The organism is Luteibacter aegosomatis (assembly GCF_023078455.1).
GTDB lineage: Bacteria > Pseudomonadota > Gammaproteobacteria > Xanthomonadales > Rhodanobacteraceae > Luteibacter > Luteibacter aegosomatis.
The window spans coordinates 3,204,110-3,221,159 of sequence record NZ_CP095740.1; the positions used below are offsets into that span (position 1 = coordinate 3,204,110).

A 17,050-nucleotide genomic window follows, 5' to 3' on the forward strand; every position below is an offset into this window, starting at 1 on the left:
TTTTTCCAAGATAGCGTTTTAAGACGGGAGGCCGACATGAAGGCACTGACCTATCACGGCTCGAAAGACGTGCGCGTCGAAACGATGCCGGACCCGACTCTCCTATCGGGCGACGACGTGATCTTGCGCGTTACCGCGACGGCGATCTGCGGGTCCGATCTTCACCTCTATCACGGCAAGATTCCCGAAACCAAACACGGCGATATCTTCGGACACGAGTTCATGGGCGTCGTCGAAGAAGCAGGCCCCGACGTGACGAACGTCGCGGTCGGCGACCGGGTGGTGATTCCCTTCGTGATCGCCTGCGGAAAGTGTTTCTTCTGTGAAAACGACCTGTTCGCCGCCTGCGAAACCACCAATCCGGACCAAGGTGCCAGCCTGCGGAAACGGAACGGCATGACGCCTCCCGCTGCCTTGTTCGGCTACTCGCACCTCTACGGCGGCGTACCCGGCGGACAGGCCGAATTCGTACGCGTGCCGAAAGCCAACGTCGGACCCTTCCGGATACCGGGAAGTCTGGACGACGAACGCGTCCTGTTTCTTTCGGACATCCTGCCCACCGGCTACCAGGCGGTGCTCAATGCCAAGGTCAGGCAAGGCTCCAGCGTTGCCATCTTCGGTGCCGGCCCGGTCGGCCTGATGGCGGCCGCGTGTTGCCGCATGCTCGGCGCCGAACGTATTTTCATGGTCGATTCGGAACGCTACCGACTGGATTTCGCCGTTTCCGCGTTCGATGTCGTACCCGTGGATTTCAGCGAGGTCGACTCGTCCGAGTTCATCCTGGAACGGACCGGCGGACGCGGTGTCGACGCGTCGATCGATGCCGTCGGCTTCGAGGCGAAAGGCAGCACCACGGAAACCGTGCTCAGCACGCTGAAGCTGGAGACCAGCTCGGGAGAAGTGCTTCGCCAATGCATCACGGCGACCCGGCGCGGCGGCGTGGTGAGCATCCCCGGCGTGTACGCTGGCTTCATCCACGCGTTCCTGATCGGCGATGCCTTCGACAAGGGCCTCACCCTCGCCATGGGCCAGACCCACGTTCAGAAATTCCTTCCGGAGCTGCTCGAATTCATCGAAGACGGCAAGCTGCAGCCGGATATCATCATTTCCCATCGCATGAAACTCGCCGACGCGGCCAAGGGCTACGAGATCTTCGACAAGAAGGAGGACAACTGCCGCAAGGTCGTCCTCACGCCATGACGTGGCGGTGATGCCGTCCATGGGAATACTCGGCTGGATCGTTTTCATCAGCGTCCTGCTGGCGGTCACCTCGACGGCCGCCGGATGGATTCGCCGTGGCCCGATCACCTCGTTCGCCATCTATCTGGTCATGGGTGTGGTCGTCGGCCCTGCGGTGCTCGACCTGGTACGGCTCGATATCGGGGATAACGCGTCCTGGTTGCGTGGGATGACCGAAGCCGGTCTGGTGGTATCCCTCTTCATCACCGGGCTGAAACTACGCCTTCCCCTTCGGCACCGCGCATGGCTCACGTCGCTTCGGCTCGCCGTCCCAGGCATGCTCTTGACCATCGCCGGCGTGACCTGGCTGGTTCATGCGTTCGTGGGATGGCCGTGGCCGATCGCGTTGGCGATCGCCGCCATGCTGTCGCCGACCGATCCGGTCCTGTCCAGCCTGGTCTCCGTGGACGACGCCCGTGACGACGACGCCATGCGAGTGGCGCTGTCGGGGGAGGCCGGCCTCAACGACGGAACGGCGCTTCCGTTTCTCTTGCTCGCGTTGATGCTTCTCGCCACGCCACACATGGAGCCTGGCGCATGGCTTCACTGGTTCACGCGGGATCTCGTCTGGGAGTGGGTGGCCGGACTCGGTTTCGGTCTCGCCGTGGGTTGGCTCGTCGGGTATGGGGGAACCCATCTTCGTCATGCGACGCAGGACGTGGCACCCAGCGACTTCCTCGCACTGGGCATCATGGGCCTGGCTTATGGCGGTGCCGAACTCCTGCACGCCTCCGGGTTCCTTGCCGCATTCGCCGCGGGCGTCGGCTTGCGCCGCGTCGAACTCACCGTGACGGAGCAGCATACCGGCAGCGAGAAGGACGGCATGGCCGACGACTCGCCCGCGGAACTTCTCGTGCGACCGAACGAACGCAGCACCGCCGACGCCAAGCATCCTGCCCACACCGTGGGCTGGGTCGTCTCGGACGCGCTTTCCTTCGGCGATACCACGGAGCGCCTGATCGGTGGGGCGCTCGTCTTCGTCGCGGGCATCGCGGCCTGGCCGTCGTTCAGCGCCGCCGGTGTCGCGGTGGCCCTTGCCCTGCTCTTCGTCATTCGTCCTGCTGCCGTATGGATATCCACCATGGGCGAGCGCCTGCCATGGCAACGTCGCCTGCTTCTGGGGTGGTTCGGCATCCGCGGGCTGGGCAGCATCAACTATCTCGCGTTCGCGCTTACGCATGGCCTATCGGGAAGCGCAGGCAAAGCGGTGACCCATGCCGTACTTACCGTGGTTGCCCTCAGCATACTGGTCCACGGCGTGACCGCCACGCCACTCATGAACTGGCGTGGCCGTGCGCTGGAAAATCATCGCAAGCGGCCGCCGCCGACAAGGGTGCATTAGATTAGAGACGCCCTTGCCGCCCAAGGGGTCGCAAAAGATCGCCCGCATGATGAACCGACGCGCGACGCATCATTCCACCGCCGACGCCGCTCGCGCCAACGCCTCGGCCTCGGCGGCCCCTACCCGTTCGGAATACCGATCGACCAGATAGTCGGCCCGCCCACGCACGAGATGGGTGAACTTCATCAGTTCCTCCATGACGTCGACCACCCGGTCGTAGAAAGGTCCTGGTTTCATGCGCCCGTTCGCTTCGAACTCCTGCCATGCCTTGGCCACCGACGACTGGTTGGGAATCGTGACCATGCGCATCCACCGGCCCAGCACGCGCAACGCATTCACCACGTTGAACGATTGCGAGCCGCCGCAGACCTGCATCACGGCCAGGGTACGGCCCTGCGTGGGACGCACGCTGCCCTCTTCCAGAGGCAGCCAGTCGATCTGGTTCTTGAACACCGCCGTCATCGTTCCGTGGCGTTCGGGACTTACCCACACCTGCGCTTCCGACCACAGCGACCATTCGCGCAGCCGCTGCACTTCCGGATGGCTCTTGTCGACCGAGTCGAAGATGGGGAGTTCGTGCGGATCGAAAACCCGGGTCTCCGCACCGAGGTGACGAAGGATGCACTCGGCTTCCAGGGCGAGCTTGCGGCTGAACGACTGCGGTCTGAGCGACCCGTAGAGCAGAAGGACGCGCGGGGGATGGCCCGCATCGGACGCGGCGCGAAGGAGATCCGTCGCCGTCGGAGGCAGGTAGTCGTGTCGAAGATTCGGAAGATCGCTCATGGATTGCCGCCGGCATGTCGTTTTGACTATTCTAGTTATATGGAAATGAATACCGCAATCGCCGCGCTGACCGCCCTCGGCCATGCGACTCGCCTGTCCGTGTTCCGGGAGCTGGTCAAGGCCGGGCCGGCCGGGCGCATGGCCGGCGACCTGGGCGCTGCCATAGGCGGGATTCCCGGAGCCACCCTATCCTTTCATCTGAAGGAACTGGTCCACGCGGGCCTCATCCGAGGCGAGCAGCGAGGACGCTTCGTTTGCTATCAGGCCGATTTCGCCGCGATGAACGGGCTCATCGGCTACCTCACCGAAAACTGCTGCGCCGACAGCTCGCTGGACGGCTGCGGCGTGAATGACTGCCGCTCCTGACCCGGATTCGCCATGGCCCACCGCATTCTTTTTCTTTGCACGGGTAATTCCGCGCGCAGCGTACTTGCCGAAGCCACCTTGCGCGCATGGGCAGGCCCGCGCTTCGACGTCTTCAGTGCGGGCAGCAAACCCGCGGGTGCCGTCCATCCCCTCGCCCTCGAAACGCTGCAAGGCGAAAGCATCGCGACCGATGGGCTTCGAAGCAAATCGTGGGACGAGTTCGCCGGCGACGAAGGTACGCCGATCGACGTGGTAGTGACCGTATGCGACAGCGCGGCGGCCGAGCCCTGTCCCGTCTTCTTCGGCGATTTCGTTCGCACGCATTGGGGGCTTCCCGATCCGGCGGCCGTCCAAGGGACGGACGAGGAGCGCCGGAAGGCATTTCTCGATGCGCATGCGATCGTCAAGGCGCGGCTGAAAGCGTTTCTCGAGCTTCCCGCGCGCACGTGGTCGGATGCGACGACGCTGAAAGCGGCACTCGATCGTATCGGTACGTTAGCCTCGTGAGGCCTTCTCCCAACCCGCACGAGTCCGGAACGATGTGGAGGAAAGCGTCGGCCCTCTGCCCGGATGTCCGTGAAAGTCGGCACCGGCCGACAAGATTGTTCTTGTCTGGCGGTGGGGACCCGCGATGGCTCAGAGCAACCGGATTCCGAAGGGCCTGACGGCCACGGCGAACACGGCAAAGCAGACGACGGTCAAGAGGGCACAGATGGCCATGGCCGGCCAGAACCCCCAACGGCTGAAGATCCATGGAAACGCGAGGAACATGGGTAATGTCGGCACCACGTACCAGAACGTATACCAGGCATGGTTGGCGATCTTTTCGGCCGGCTGGCGCTCGATGTAAAGCCAGGTGAGCGCCAGCAGGGTCACCAGTGGCAATGAGGCCAGAAGCGCTCCGAGCCTGTCGCTTCGTTTGGCAACCTCGGAGACGGCGACCACCACCGCGGCGGTGACCAGATACTTTGTAATGAGCCAGGACATGGCGATCTACCGGAGATAGCTTCGGAGAACGGCGAACACGGGCTCGAGCTCCCTGAGGGCCTTTGGCTGGCTGGCGGCGACATGCTCCCGCAAGTGGCCCTCCAGCAACTGGCTCATCAACCCCTGCACGGCCCCCCGGATGGACGCAGCCTGCTGCAGGACGCCGTCGCAGTCTGCGTCTGCCTCCAGCGCCTTTTCCAGCGCGCTCACCTGCCCGCTGATGCGGCGGACGCGTGTCATCAGCGCCTTCTTGTTTTGCACGGTATGGGACACGACCCACTCCTGGCGTTTCACATAGTATAGGGGAGTATCCTACCTTAGAATCCCGTGAACCTTCCGCCCCGTCCTCTTTCCACCATGCCCACCAGTTCAACCGGTTGCAGATGATTCGGTAGGCGCATCGGGGCCGCATGTGACCCGGTTCGTGATCCGACGGTTTTTCTCCGCGCACAAAAAAGCCCGCGTTAGCGGGCCTTTTGCGAAACTGGCGGAGAGGGTGGGAAACACTTTCCCCCTTCCCTCCCATGCCCTTCAGGCCCAAACCGGTGTACTGGTGTGTGACCCGATTTTGACCGCAGTGGACCGGCTCTTCAAGCAGCCTTCGGCCGCGCGTACTACTTGCTCCAGTGTCCCAACACCCACTCCCACCGATGGGTGTTGTAGTCCCATCGCCAGTGGGCCCGCACCCATTTGGTCTTTCCGAGCGGCTGAAGGGTCTTCATGTTCTGGAGCCGGTCAAGTGGCTTTGGTGGACGTGGAGGACGAGGTAATTGGGGACGCCGCAATGCCATCGGTACTCTCCTCTGGTGGATACAGCCTTTCGAAGGTCGGTGGCGGGCAAACAGGCACCGGTTGCGCGGCAGGGACCCTGCGTGTCTCCCTTTCGCCCGAATACCTCGCCTGGCCTCATCGGGTAAAAAGAAGGCCGGGATGCCCCGGCCCTCGTCGTCAACTCACCCCTTGCTGGAACGGGGGTCGTTCTTCCGCTGGTAGGTCCGTTCCTCCTGGATTCGGCCGTTCTCCTTGTGGATACGGACCGAGCCGACCTTGTCGGCCATGAAGGCTTGCGTCTTGTGGATGGCTTCGGCCTTGGTGTCAGCCTTGAGACTGGCCCGCTGCGCGCCCTGGCCCGTCAAAGCCCACCCGTCCTCTTTCTTCGTCAGGTCATACCGTTTCATATGAAGCCCTCGATGGGTTGCATGGGTACAACTGGCGGCATGACGCCCGCCAAAGAAAAGGCCGCCCCGTAAAAGAGGGCGGCCGGTTGGTCATGCAGCGATGACGTCAGGAGTCATGGCCAAGGCCGTTCCCACCGCCTTTCCGAAGGAGGTGTCAAAGTGCGCCATCGCCATCTCGATAAAACGACCGTGGTAGACGGCATAGACCTCCTTGGTCGCCTGATGGCCGCGCGGGAACAGGATTCCAAGCTGGAGTTCTCCAGCCACAACCTTCGGACGGAGCCATGCCTTGCCGCGCCACTGGTCGGGGGTGTGGGTGAAGTCGCCGTCCGCGTCGTACTTCCACGTGGTGACGTGGCCCTGGTCGATGGCCTTCTTCATCGCGGCGAGAAGCCCCTGGGGATTGCTGGTCGTAAAGCTAATCATGGTGTTTTCCTTTTGGGATGGAGGTCCCGGAATCCATGAAGCAACAACCCGTCTGGAATGCCCTGCTATTGCCTATTGATGGTCAATAGGAATAATTTGCAGATGCACCCTGTCCCCAAGACTGGCTGCGCCGCGCGCCTCCGGGTGCGCGCCGGAGGGTTGAGTTCCTAGGCTCAACCCTCCTTTTTTTTGCCCCGTGACGGCGGCCGATTCCCTTCACACGAACCTTATGCCTGCCAAGGTCTCCCGTAAAGACTTGACAGCGACTTGATTTTTCGCGAAAAAAATGCTACTTAGTTCTTGTTTTTCTCGTTTTGGAAGGGACTTCGAAAAACAAGAACAAGGCTGGGGTCACGATGCTGACCGAAAGCTGAATGAGTCACGCTGCCTTCTTCGCCGCTGCCCCACCCTTCTTCTCCACGTCCGTCGCCGCCTTCGCCGCCGCCTTGAACTCGGGCGCCAAGGCCTTGAGTCGGGCAACCAGCCCAGACAGGTCATAACCGTTCGGCCGCTTGCCGTGGTTGGTGATTTTTTCCACCCGCCGCACCAGCCCCGCCTTCTCCAGTTCGGCCACCTGGCGCTGGAGTTGCCGTTCGGAGATGCCAATGCGGTCGGCCAGGGTCTCCTTCTTCGACCAAGGATGCTTTTTTGCATCCATCCACCAATCGATGAGCTGGAGAAGAATCGCAAGCTGGGTGCCGGAGAGGCCAAGTCGCCCTTGGGCCCGGAGCAGGATGGAGGGGATGATGACGAATCCCCGTGCCATGACCATCTTTCCCCACTTCGCGTCCGCCGAATTGGACGAGGGAGGCTTCTTCGCTTCGGGTTCCTGGGCGGGCTTTTTCTTTTTCGGGGTCGTCGTCATGGAGGTATCCTTGCGTCACGACCTCAATCTAGGGCCGCCGGGGCGCGGTCACAAGGATTCGTGAGGAGACATCCACGCCTCCTCCGACCGGACGTTGAAGCCTCCTTCCAGGAGGAGACGGGAATGACCGGTAAGAAACATCCCAGACCCCACCACCGTTAGCAGGACCACAGAACCACAGGGGACCGGACACCAGTGACCAGTCCATGGGGACGCCAAGGAAAGAGTGTTCCCTAACTGGTCGGGTTCGGCTTTTGCAGCCGCTCCAGTTTCTCCAGCCGGTGAACGAGCAACTGGGCTCCTGAGTGGTCGACGAAGTCCTCGTAAAGGACGGTGGTGTCCCGGTAGTGGTGATGGAGGGCGTTGAGAGCCTTGCGCAGCGAATCGAGCATGCGTTCGACCTTTGCCCTGCTGATGCCGGAAAGCGGATGGGCCTGCTGGTCCACCGCATGACGATGGTCCCTGTGGGCAATTCTCTTGTTCCGGTGTTCCCTGGCGAACTCGCATTCCGCCATTGCATCTGAACACAGCGCATCGACCTCGGACCGGAAGACCGTGTCGGCAATCAGCGGGGAAAGCGAGTGGATGGTGAGGTTTTTGTTGCTCCCGCTTCTCGCCGGGTCCGTCATCCGCGCAATCCCGAGCAGGACCCCATCCCATAGCTGGTCCTGGATAATCTGGAAAAAAAGCCCTGCCGTGCGGTTCAGGAGATGGACCGTGTCTTCGTTCGTGCCGAAGAGCTGCCGGTACTGGAGCCACACCACCTGAAGTTCAACCAGCTTGTTGTCGAGGACTGCCATGACCTCGCCAAGGTCGTCGCCCATCGTTTCAGAAAACCTGTTTGGGCCATCTGCGTGCTGCACGTCCACTTCCTCGCGGATTTTTTGAATTTTTGGAAGACGTCTGTGGTACTTGGTCACGAGGTTGGCATGGATTCGTCCTCATCTACCAACATGTCGTCCAGCGCCTTTCTATGAGGGTAGAGGACATACGGCTGGATAAGTTCGATGTGCCGCGCTCCGCACTCCACATAGGCCGTCCCAAAGGATGCTACCTGCCCAGGACTTACCCCAAATATTTCCTCAGGCTTGATGAGCCCTCCCACGCCGTTGGAAAACCACTCCTTGAGCATCTTCGTGTGTTGTTCCGAGAATTGGAGCTCACCATCCTCTTCAAGCACAAAGCATGCGTGCACGCCAATGCCCTTGATGCTCGATAGCTCGTCGAAACGCTCCTCGGTCACCGAATAAAATTTCGCCGTCATCAAAATTCGATGAAGCGCAACCCTGTTGATATCGGCCCCCAAGACAACAGGGTTGTGCGTTCGACTCACGGCGCGCAAAATTTCGTCTGGGCGCAAGCCAAGCGCACACCACATCCAGTAGTTGAGAAGCAAGGCCACCTTGTTTACGACACGGGAAATACGGGTGTAGCCACCGGGCGGAAGACTCAGTTCGTCACCATGGGCAATCTCGTTTCTCATATCGGTAATGGACCGGAAGTCATCATCGGAAATATCGATGACCGACACCACGCCAGAATCAGATACAGAGCATGCATACCTGTAGAGGTCGGTGAATGTCGGTTTCGGCATCTTTCCTCCCCCGTACACCTGACCGACAAGCTTGATGAGTTGGTTCCGTTGTTCGTGAGACAGCGGCTCGCTCAGTTCACCCAGTTTTTTACGCAACTGGGCCAAGCGGTCGACAGGAGCCACTGAAGTGGGAACGCTCTTCCCGTCGCCCATCTTCTGGACCACACCATCCAACAGACTGATGTAACCGATTAAGCGATACTCCCAAAAACCTTCATATCTCAGCATGCCCGCCATTCGAGCCCAGGTTACAGTCCGAAGGGAAGAGGCATGGTAGTTTTCGATGACCGCCTTCCATCGGCCGTCCAGCATGTTTTTTTGAATCAGGAATCGTGGCCAGGAACGCTCTCGGTCTTTGTTTGGTGACCGTTGAAAGTAGTGAAAATATGCATCATGCAGCGCATGGGAACCCTCGGCAGCGAGTCCCACGCCCTCGATGTCTACAGGATGGCCGATGAGCAGAGTCAGGAGGGCGGCCATTTCCTTGCACTTTTCCTGGGCCTGCTTTGCAGAAAAACACCCCGCGTTCTTCTCAATAACGAAGCCAACCCGCTCCTCGATGACCAGGTCGTCGCCAGAATGCCTCCTTCTGCTTTTGACCCAGGAGGAAACAGAGAGGGCTTCGCCTCCGATATCCACCTCAACCTCAATCGGCTCGGGACGGCCGACCCACGTAAAAGACTCGCCTACGTCGCCTTGTATCTGCTGTCCGACGAAGAACCATTCAGTGACGTCGCTGTACCAGACGCAGATTTTCCAAAAGGCCTCTGCAACATCGCCTTCCACAAGCATGTCGACGTAAACATAGGTGCCGTGGAACTGACAGCCGAACAAGGACACGTCCCCGCCATCCCGCGTCTTCGCAAGGAGTCTGGTGTACGTGACACCCTCCTCCAGTTCCCCAGAAATGGATGGAAACCTCAAACTTACAACGGCAGTGACATCTGAGCCATACACAAGGCGCCCGGAACCGACGACCTTGTCGTCCAGGTACACGTCGACATCCAATTCCTGACGTTCAGTAAAAGCGTCTTTCGGCCCCATCATTTTCCCTCTCGTGGCGCCACAAGATTACGAGACATCTACACTGCCTGGCATCTTTGCCCTCATGGGATTGCAGACCTGCCATCTGTCGGTTTCAGAACACCGGACTCGCACCACCTTGGCTGCAAATCGAGGATTCATAAATGCCCTCTTCCAAGCCTTTTCCGCATCGCTGGGGACAATTCTTCCCACTGCCAATCCTCCCAACCACTCACATCAGACACAGGCGCAAGCAGTGACACGCATCGTCCATGCCGGAATCGTGCAGCCATCCATAAGGCCTCGCTGCTGTGGGCCTTCGGGTCACTGACCAGGAGGAGCAGTCCAACGCAGCGCCACTGCCCCCGTTGCGCGGCGTTCTTCAGCGCTGCCGAATGAAGCGCCGCCGGGTCCACGTCGGGATGCTGGAGGAGCCGGGCGACGGTGACCTCGTCACCGTCCCACGCGGCATCCTGCAATTGTCGTTCGAGTTCTCTGTTCAAAAGGGCCTCCGTGTCCGTCAGTCGTCCATGGTCGGACTCAGAGCCGGCGGGCAGGCGGTGCAGGTGCCAGTCCCGTTTTCCGCATCTTCCGCTCGAACATCCGGCGGCGCTCGGACTTGATGAGCGCGGCAATGGCGGCGGTGTAACGGGTGGCTGACTGCCGGTCGAAGTCGGCGACCTTGAGTGCTCTCGATGCCCAGCCGTTTCCATCCGACCGGCGCATGCAGCGGCGGATGACCGGGGCGGTCGGCGCATCACTCCACGGCCAGCCCCGGGTGTTGAGCCGGTCCCGGCGGTCCTGGGAAGCCGTTGCCGCCGTCCACGGCCACTGGCCGGTGTCGACATCGTCGAACAGCGCCGGCCTGGTTGAGGCCCGGTAACCCAGCCAGGTCGCAAAGGACTCGAAGTGCTGCTCCTCGTGGCGGAGGTAGTAGCGGACCAATCGGAGGGCTTGCTGGTGCTGAAGATGAAGACTGAGTTGGTGGGCCTTCCATGCGGCCCAAAGTTCAGCAGTGGAAGCGAAGAGCTTGGCCTCCCCCAGCCAGAAAGGTTTGCCGGTGGCGGTCTGGGCGAGCATCCAGGTCAGGTGGCGCCGCCCCTGCTTGTCGAAATTGGAGGCGGAATTGAGAGTAAGGCTGATTTTTGAGAAGTAGCGGGCGAGGGCTGGGGTGGTTGGAGTTTGCAAGATGAAGTCCTTTTCCGTCGTTGGTTATGCCTGCCGGTTCCATGATGGAGTCCTTGGCGGGCGTGGATAGACGATTCAAAGGGTTATTGAAATCTTTTACATAACCATTCGGACCGTATGATTTCCGGTTATCCCCTGCCGGGCTTGATTTGAAAAAGAAAAATCGAAGAAATGGCGGGAAGTCGGCTCATAAACCCAATCTGCCAACGAATCGTGTTTTGTCAACCCGCCGCCCCTTCATCGGCGCATGAAGACCCGGCCTTGCCCGGCTACCGACGGCCACCCGGTCTTCCCTGTTTCTCCAGACCCCGACACCCCCGCCGTTTGGCGATCCCGCGCGCTCGTAAAAAGCTGCGCATGTGACTGAATTCGCGGATTTTGACATGCGCGTAATCGGCAATTTGATCGGGCCATTTTTCGCCTTGACAGGCCTCTTTTTTCAGGTATGACAGCGCTCCCTGCCCGGTTGCAATTCGACCGGTCTTAATCAAAGGAGCCTGGTTATGTTCCCCCCATCCATCGAGCAATTGCTGGGCGCTGCCAGCAATGGCGCTCATTACCGCACCATGTTTACCCGCGATGCCATCGCCGTGGAAGCCAGTGGGCCCGAAGACCACGCCCGGGCCATGGAATTCGTTCGGGAGGCCATGCGGGAAGGTTGGGGTGACCGCATCCATGCCCGCCCAACCCCCGTGGTGATGACGGGGGCTCAGCCCGTGCCGGCGAGCTACCCGGCCCAGGTGGTCCCGGCACCTGCCGCACCAGTGAAATCCGTCTCCCCTCCCCCGTCCATGCCGGCCATCGTTCCGGCGGCTGCTTCTTCAGTGCAGCCATCCGGCATCCCGATGGAGTCCACGTCCATGGAGTCCGCGCGGATAGAGTCCACCAGTCCCACCGAAGCTGCCCCAGTGGCGCATGAGACCGAGGGGATGGACACCGAGGATGGTGAGAAGGGCGCCGTCACCGGAGGAGAGAAGAAAAGGCCCCCGCGTCCGCGTGAGCATCCCGTGGGTCAGGCGGACAGCGCACAGCGCCACCGCATCCACCATCGGGCGCTGATGCAGCGAGCCTCGATGAAGGCAGCACGAAAGCCCTCCTCCACCCTCATTGAGCAAGAGCTGGTCACCGACATCGTCATCGACATCCTCGGTAACAAGCCCGTGGCTGAAGTGACGGAGGACGACATCCGCCGAGTGGTCGACCTGTTCCAGAAGATGCCAAAGAATGTGGGACGGCGGAAGGACTTTGCCATGCTCTCCCGCCTTGGCGTCATCAAGGCAGCGCGCAAGCAGAAGCTGAAGACCATCGACACCGACACGTTCATCAAGCACCTCAAAACACTCATCACGTTTTTCAACGCCTGCAAGGCCGTCAACGGCACCGGCATGACCGGCAGCCCTTGCGACTGGATTGTCCTGAAGCACTATCGGAAAAAGCGGCGGCAAAAGCGGGACACCCTCGACCAGCCAGAGCGCCAGCTCATTCTCGACGAATGCATGAAGAGCAAAGAACCTGTCAAGTATTGGGGCTTTCGCATCGCTGACCTTACCGGGATGCGCAGCAATGAAATCTGCCAACTCGAACTTTGCGATATCGGACGCATGGAATGGAAAGGGTACGGGGGCATCCGCGAGCACATCGACTATTTCGACATCAATGAGGAAGGTGAGGACCAGCACGTCAAATCCAGCTGTTCCGTGCGTCGCCTCCCCATTCCGCAGGCCCTGCTCGACGACGGGTTCCTGCGGTATGTCGAGGATGTCCGCAAAGCCGGCGGCAAACACCTGTTTCCCGGGTTGAGCTGGAACGACAAGCGGCCTGGGCGGGCTTTGTCGAACTTCGTTAACCCGACCCTCCGGAAACTCGGCATCCGCAGTCCGAGAAAGGTCCTGCATTCGACCCGCAACACGTGGACGACGGATGCGGACCTGAGTTCCGTGCCCCGCAGCGTCATCCGGGCCGTCAATGGACATGCCGATGGCTCCGACATCGACGACAACACCTATACCGCCCGCGCCACCCTGGTTGCCATCAAAAAGGGGATGGACGCCGTGGACACGCCCTACCTTCAGTTCCGGCCGTACCAGTCGGAGAAGTTTGCAAAGGCCATCAGCGCCGGTGTGGCTAGGGAGCAGCACGACGAGCGACTGAAGAAAGAGGGTAAATCACTTAACCGGCGGGCGGGGCGGCCTGCAAAGGAGAGTTCGGATGGTGGAACCAAGTGACGAAAGTCCATTTCGGCTCGAATCTACGGTGGCTCCGCGAGCCAATTCCAATAAACCCGCAAGTCGCATATCGAAACTTCCGAAATGCCCTAACTGAACCATACGAGGTCTGCAATTCCGTTGTTCCACAATCGCCTTGCGTCTTCAAGCTCTCTCTCTGTAATGGGTTCATCCAAAACATCAAAGGCGATAATCGTATGCGGTCGCTGAGGCATCGCGACGGGGTCGATTGCAATAGTTATGACCTCATCGTAATCAGGCCGGCTCAACATCAGATACCTGAAACACGCTCCCATCAACCCTTCTGATTCTTTACGGTATTCAGTGCAATCGCCACCCCACTTCTCGCTCGAAGTAAAGACGAAGACGTATGCCCTTCTTTTCTTCATGGGAGAGACCGCCACCAAAGCCTGCATCTGGTTCGTCGCATCAAATCCATCAATTTCATGGCGCTTATTTACCATGAAATCTGAAAGATAGGCGCGCGAGTAAATGCTCTCCGAGGCCAGGTACCTCAAGGTCTTTTCGTGCGGAGCCATGCCGTGTTCTCGGCCGGCAGAGATGGTTGCCTCAAGCAGAAATCCTGAGAATCGCTGCACCAATTCATTCCACGGTTGGGCATCCCTTGCCTTTTCCTTCCATGTCAGGAATTCCTTTGAAGAGGTGTATGAGAGCCAGTCACCTCGTCCAACCGTGACTGAATCATCCACATAGCGGACATTATCGCTGATATTGAAATCATCCTTGACTCTGTTCGAAAGGTAGTTAGAAAGGATATCGCTCTCACAATGCACACCATTGAGCCGCCCACTGCGGACTGCTTTTTCCTTCTCATCTAGATAGTGAATGAAGTCGGTCGCAGTTGGAAGCTCCTCAAAAATACGCTGTCGTGAAATTTCGTCCAGCACATGGACGAACGTCTCCGTCGCATTCAAGTTTGGAATTATGAACGGTCGGCAGACCATACGCTCATCATGGACGCCGAAATTGTATGCCAATGAGCCGTCGCTTCGTTCGCCGCCGGCTGACTGGTATGTCCGGCACGGGTTGACGGTGTTGTAGGTCACGGCAACAAGATGGAACGTTAGACCATCCCTCCTCAAATCAAAGTGAAACGGGTTTTGGCATTTCACATCAAGGAAAAGGCGGTCACCGCTTTTACGAATGTACTTCTCAGCCCCGCAAAGCTGCTCGACAGACTTGGTAACGGACTTGCCATACCAACGCTGCCAAGCCACGGCAATGTCAGGGTGGATTGGAAAACCGATTTTCTTATCGGAGAACAGCACAACATCGTTTTCAAAGTACAACAATAGATCGATTACTTCTTTTCCCGTACCGGAAGTAGAAAGACCCGTGTCACGCTGAATCGAAGGATATGACCATAGCCCCTTGAACACTTGTTCTGCCAATACCGCCAAGTCTTTTTCAGTTTCGGAGTTGCCCGGCATTTTTGTTGTTCTTTCAAGCATGACTAATTCTCGCAATGGTTGAAAGCAGTGCTCTCAGGTTCTCGCATGCCGACTTTTCGAGAAGCGCCCGGACCTGGCTTCGCACGGTGCTGATTTTGACCCCTCGCCCTTCGGCATGTTGAGCCGGGCTGGTCCCGGCAGCCAGGGCCCGCAGCAGGGCCTCCTCAGCCGGCGTCAGGCCCCACTGCTTGGCGAGCCCGGCCAGTGCTTCCCGGCTGGTCCCGGCGGGCGCGCAGACCGTAAGGACGACGCTGGCCCGGTGATGAAGTCCTTCTCCACCCCCAAGGCTGCCGACGAGCTTGCCGAGGCCGTGGGCCCCATTCCCGGGCGTGCGGGGCAACGGCGACAAGGTTAGCGCCAGGCGCTGTCTCCCACGGTGGATGGTCAGGGTATGGGGACGCCTTGTCAGCATGACGGTCCGGATGTGGACGTCCACTGTCGACCCATCCATGGGCCCGGACAGGCCAAGGTTGACCCGGCCCAGTTGGTCACCGAGCAGACGGACGGCGGCGGGATTGGCGTGGAGAACCCGACCCATGTCATCGAGGAAGGCCAAGCCTCTGTCGAGCATGTCGATACTCGCCTGGCTACCGGCTGCGGCTTCCCGCAGCCAGTCGGCGCGGACCATCATCGGCATCCACCGAGCAAGGTGGAACATCATGCCACCGAGCGCATCCCGCTTGGCTCCCTCGAACCGGTTCCTCCCGACGAGATGGTTGAACGCGATATGCACGTTCCGGCCCTGGTCGCGAAAGATGTTCCCGCCCGCCACATACCGGGGCCCATGTGGAATGAGGAAGTCCTGGTAGAACTCACTGCCGGACACATACCGGTCGTCGAGTTCGTCGTGGCATGCGACGACAATACCCGTGGGCGACTTCAGGCCCATCTTTCGTCTCGGGTCGATGAACTGGTAGTGGGACAGGTACGCGGCCTCGGCGCCCTGGATGTGATTGCCGGTGACAAGGCTCATCAACACCTCGTTTTTCGACTCGTCCCAGCCGACCATGTGGACGCCATCGCAATCGAGATAGCGGTTGATGCGGGCAATCACACCGGGCACATCGGCCGGCGAAAACACCGACTCGTACAGGTCCGCAATCAGTCCGTCCCGCACGCCCGCCTGTTCTTTCCACCGCTGCCGCATCCGACGTCCCTTGTCATCCACACTTTTGTGGATGAGGACCCTAAGCCCTCGCCCTAGCCTGACGCAACACCCGACTGAGGCCACAGGGGGCCTTTCATGCGTCTGCGCTCAACCATTCCCGTCATCGCGCTTGTCTTTTCGGCCCTCCCGGTCCATGCCGCCGACCACGTCCTGACTGTGGTCAACGACGATGCCGCCACCGTGACATCCGTGAGCTATTCCCCGCCCGGCAGTGACCGGTGGTTCGTGATGGGCGGTGGTCCCATTGAGGCGGGCACGAGTGGCCAGGCGCGGATTGCCATGCCGCCGTCCGCTTGCGTCTTCGACTTCCGGGTCCGGTTCAAGGGCCACCCCGCGCAGGACATCAAGGCGTGGAATGTGTGCCGGGGACAGGCCCTGCATATTGGGACTGCCCCGTCGGGCGGTCAGCTCTGACGCTTGCGCCGGGCGGCTTTGCCAGCGCGGTCCATCCTCGTATAGAGCTCGGTGTGCCACGGGACCGGGTCGACGCCGAGGGCTCTGAGCCAGCGGTAGAGCTGTACGGGGTCGACCCGGACATCCCCCTTCTCGACGTGCGAGATGTAGGGCTGCGAGACGCCCAAGGCCTTGGCCAGCGCCACCTGGGTGGTGCCTTTCCCCTGCCGCGTTTCGACCAGCCAGCCGCAGAACGCCTCGTGTTCCGGGCTACTGGTCGACTTCGGCATTGGGACGCGTGGGGGCATGGGCTCACCTGTTGGTGAAGGGACCCTAAATGCCTGCCTCGGTTATTCCGACTGCGAATATTCGTACTTGTTATAGACTTTGCCAAAACAGGGAGAACAAACCATGCAAAAGCCCGTCCGGTGGCATCTCACCGCCCTCCTCGCCACCGTGCTCCTGTCGGCCTGTGCGACGCAGGGCCAGCACATGGACACGATGAAACTGGGCGAGCTCAAGCCTGGTGTCTCGACCATTGATGATGCCGAGCGGCTCCTCGGTCAGCCGCAATCGGTAAGCCGACATCCCGACGGCACCACAACCCTCGGCTACAGCTTTTCCTCCGTGCAGACGGACGGAAAATCCATGATTCCCATCGTGGGTGGTCTCATCGGTAAGGGCACGACGTCTTCGGTCGAGTACACAGGCGTCAACTTTGACAAAGCCGGCCGGTACACCAGCTATTCGAGCTACCAGCACCAGTAACGGCTCGCCGCTTCCCTCCCCGGCCAAACGGAC

The 17,050-nt window shown here is 60.2% G+C and carries 19 protein-coding genes; 7 read left to right on the forward strand and 12 right to left on the reverse strand.

What is annotated here, in order from left to right:
* The first annotated feature begins 36 nt into the window (after positions 1–36).
* Positions 37–1,200, forward strand: a complete 1,164-nt coding sequence (locus L2Y94_RS14330) for a zinc-dependent alcohol dehydrogenase (RefSeq protein WP_247367739.1) — start codon at positions 37–39, stop codon at positions 1,198–1,200.
* Positions 1,201–1,210: 10 nt separating this feature from the next.
* The gene (locus L2Y94_RS14335; RefSeq protein ID WP_247375262.1) at positions 1,211–2,581 is read left to right on the forward strand and encodes a cation:proton antiporter; all 1,371 of its coding nucleotides are present in this window, start codon (positions 1,211–1,213) and stop codon (positions 2,579–2,581) included.
* 69 nt (positions 2,582–2,650) lie between these two features.
* Here L2Y94_RS14335 and arsH read toward each other — a convergent pair whose 3' ends face one another.
* Positions 2,651–3,364, reverse strand: coding sequence for an arsenical resistance protein ArsH (arsH, locus tag L2Y94_RS14340; protein ID WP_256452136.1), 714 nt, complete (start codon positions 3,362–3,364; stop codon positions 2,651–2,653).
* A 39-nt stretch (positions 3,365–3,403) separates the two neighbouring features.
* On the opposite strand from arsH, the gene L2Y94_RS14345 reads away from it, so the two are divergent.
* Together L2Y94_RS14345 and L2Y94_RS14350 are read left to right on the forward strand one after the other, a co-directional pair.
* On the forward strand, positions 3,404–3,730 hold the full coding sequence (locus L2Y94_RS14345; protein WP_247367742.1) for an ArsR/SmtB family transcription factor: 327 nt from the start codon (positions 3,404–3,406) through the stop codon (positions 3,728–3,730).
* A 12-nt stretch (positions 3,731–3,742) separates the two neighbouring features.
* Positions 3,743–4,237, forward strand: coding sequence for an arsenate reductase ArsC (locus L2Y94_RS14350; RefSeq protein WP_247367745.1), 495 nt, complete (start codon positions 3,743–3,745; stop codon positions 4,235–4,237).
* 129 nt (positions 4,238–4,366) lie between these two features.
* On the opposite strand, the gene L2Y94_RS14355 is transcribed toward L2Y94_RS14350, so the two are convergent.
* From L2Y94_RS14355 to L2Y94_RS14390, 8 genes are all read right to left on the reverse strand, one after another.
* Positions 4,367–4,717, reverse strand: a complete 351-nt coding sequence (locus L2Y94_RS14355) for a DUF3147 family protein (protein ID WP_247367748.1) — start codon at positions 4,715–4,717, stop codon at positions 4,367–4,369.
* Positions 4,718–4,723: 6 nt separating this feature from the next.
* Entirely contained in the window at positions 4,724–4,957 is a 234-nt protein-coding gene (locus L2Y94_RS14360) for a metal/formaldehyde-sensitive transcriptional repressor (RefSeq protein ID WP_425602468.1), read from the reverse strand.
* Between the two features lie 713 nt (positions 4,958–5,670).
* A complete protein-coding gene (locus L2Y94_RS14365; protein ID WP_247367754.1) occupies positions 5,671–5,895 on the reverse strand; it encodes a DUF2188 domain-containing protein in 225 nt (74 codons plus the stop codon).
* A gap of 90 nt (positions 5,896–5,985) precedes the next feature.
* Positions 5,986–6,321 carry a hypothetical protein gene (locus L2Y94_RS14370; RefSeq protein ID WP_247367755.1) on the reverse strand — a complete coding sequence of 112 codons (336 nt, stop codon included), beginning with the start codon at positions 6,319–6,321 and terminating at the stop codon, positions 5,986–5,988.
* 379 nt (positions 6,322–6,700) lie between these two features.
* Positions 6,701–7,186 carry a helix-turn-helix domain-containing protein gene (locus L2Y94_RS14375; RefSeq protein ID WP_247367757.1) on the reverse strand — a complete coding sequence of 162 codons (486 nt, stop codon included), beginning with the start codon at positions 7,184–7,186 and terminating at the stop codon, positions 6,701–6,703.
* A gap of 233 nt (positions 7,187–7,419) precedes the next feature.
* Positions 7,420–8,010: an AbiU2 domain-containing protein gene (locus L2Y94_RS14380; RefSeq protein ID WP_345780026.1), complete on the reverse strand. Its 591-nt coding sequence runs from the start codon at positions 8,008–8,010 to the stop codon at positions 7,420–7,422.
* A gap of 92 nt (positions 8,011–8,102) precedes the next feature.
* Positions 8,103–9,827 carry an ApeA N-terminal domain 1-containing protein gene (locus L2Y94_RS14385; RefSeq protein WP_247367761.1) on the reverse strand — a complete coding sequence of 575 codons (1,725 nt, stop codon included), beginning with the start codon at positions 9,825–9,827 and terminating at the stop codon, positions 8,103–8,105.
* 516 nt (positions 9,828–10,343) lie between these two features.
* Entirely contained in the window at positions 10,344–10,991 is a 648-nt protein-coding gene (locus tag L2Y94_RS14390; protein ID WP_247367764.1) for a hypothetical protein, read from the reverse strand.
* A gap of 503 nt (positions 10,992–11,494) precedes the next feature.
* Between L2Y94_RS14390 and L2Y94_RS14395 the strand changes: the two genes are divergently transcribed.
* The gene (locus L2Y94_RS14395; RefSeq protein WP_247367767.1) at positions 11,495–13,216 is read left to right on the forward strand and encodes a hypothetical protein; all 1,722 of its coding nucleotides are present in this window, start codon (positions 11,495–11,497) and stop codon (positions 13,214–13,216) included.
* A gap of 89 nt (positions 13,217–13,305) precedes the next feature.
* On the opposite strand, the gene L2Y94_RS14400 is transcribed toward L2Y94_RS14395, so the two are convergent.
* A complete protein-coding gene (locus L2Y94_RS14400; RefSeq protein WP_247367770.1) occupies positions 13,306–14,688 on the reverse strand; it encodes a hypothetical protein in 1,383 nt (460 codons plus the stop codon).
* On the reverse strand, positions 14,681–15,835 hold the full coding sequence (locus L2Y94_RS14405; protein ID WP_247367772.1) for a helix-turn-helix transcriptional regulator: 1,155 nt from the start codon (positions 15,833–15,835) through the stop codon (positions 14,681–14,683). The genes L2Y94_RS14400 and L2Y94_RS14405 overlap by 8 nt, the downstream gene beginning before the upstream one ends.
* Before the next feature lie 96 nt (positions 15,836–15,931).
* On the opposite strand from L2Y94_RS14405, the gene L2Y94_RS14410 reads away from it, so the two are divergent.
* Positions 15,932–16,270 carry a hypothetical protein gene (locus L2Y94_RS14410; RefSeq protein ID WP_247367775.1) on the forward strand — a complete coding sequence of 113 codons (339 nt, stop codon included), beginning with the start codon at positions 15,932–15,934 and terminating at the stop codon, positions 16,268–16,270.
* On the opposite strand, the gene L2Y94_RS14415 is transcribed toward L2Y94_RS14410, so the two are convergent.
* Positions 16,261–16,539 carry a helix-turn-helix domain-containing protein gene (locus tag L2Y94_RS14415; protein ID WP_247367776.1) on the reverse strand — a complete coding sequence of 93 codons (279 nt, stop codon included), beginning with the start codon at positions 16,537–16,539 and terminating at the stop codon, positions 16,261–16,263. The two genes, L2Y94_RS14410 and L2Y94_RS14415, sit on opposite strands and share 10 nt — an antisense overlap.
* Positions 16,540–16,660: 121 nt before the next feature.
* Between L2Y94_RS14415 and L2Y94_RS14420 the strand changes: the two genes are divergently transcribed.
* The gene (locus tag L2Y94_RS14420) at positions 16,661–17,017 is read left to right on the forward strand and encodes a hypothetical protein (protein WP_247367778.1); all 357 of its coding nucleotides are present in this window, start codon (positions 16,661–16,663) and stop codon (positions 17,015–17,017) included.
* Positions 17,018–17,050: the final 33 nt, after the last annotated feature.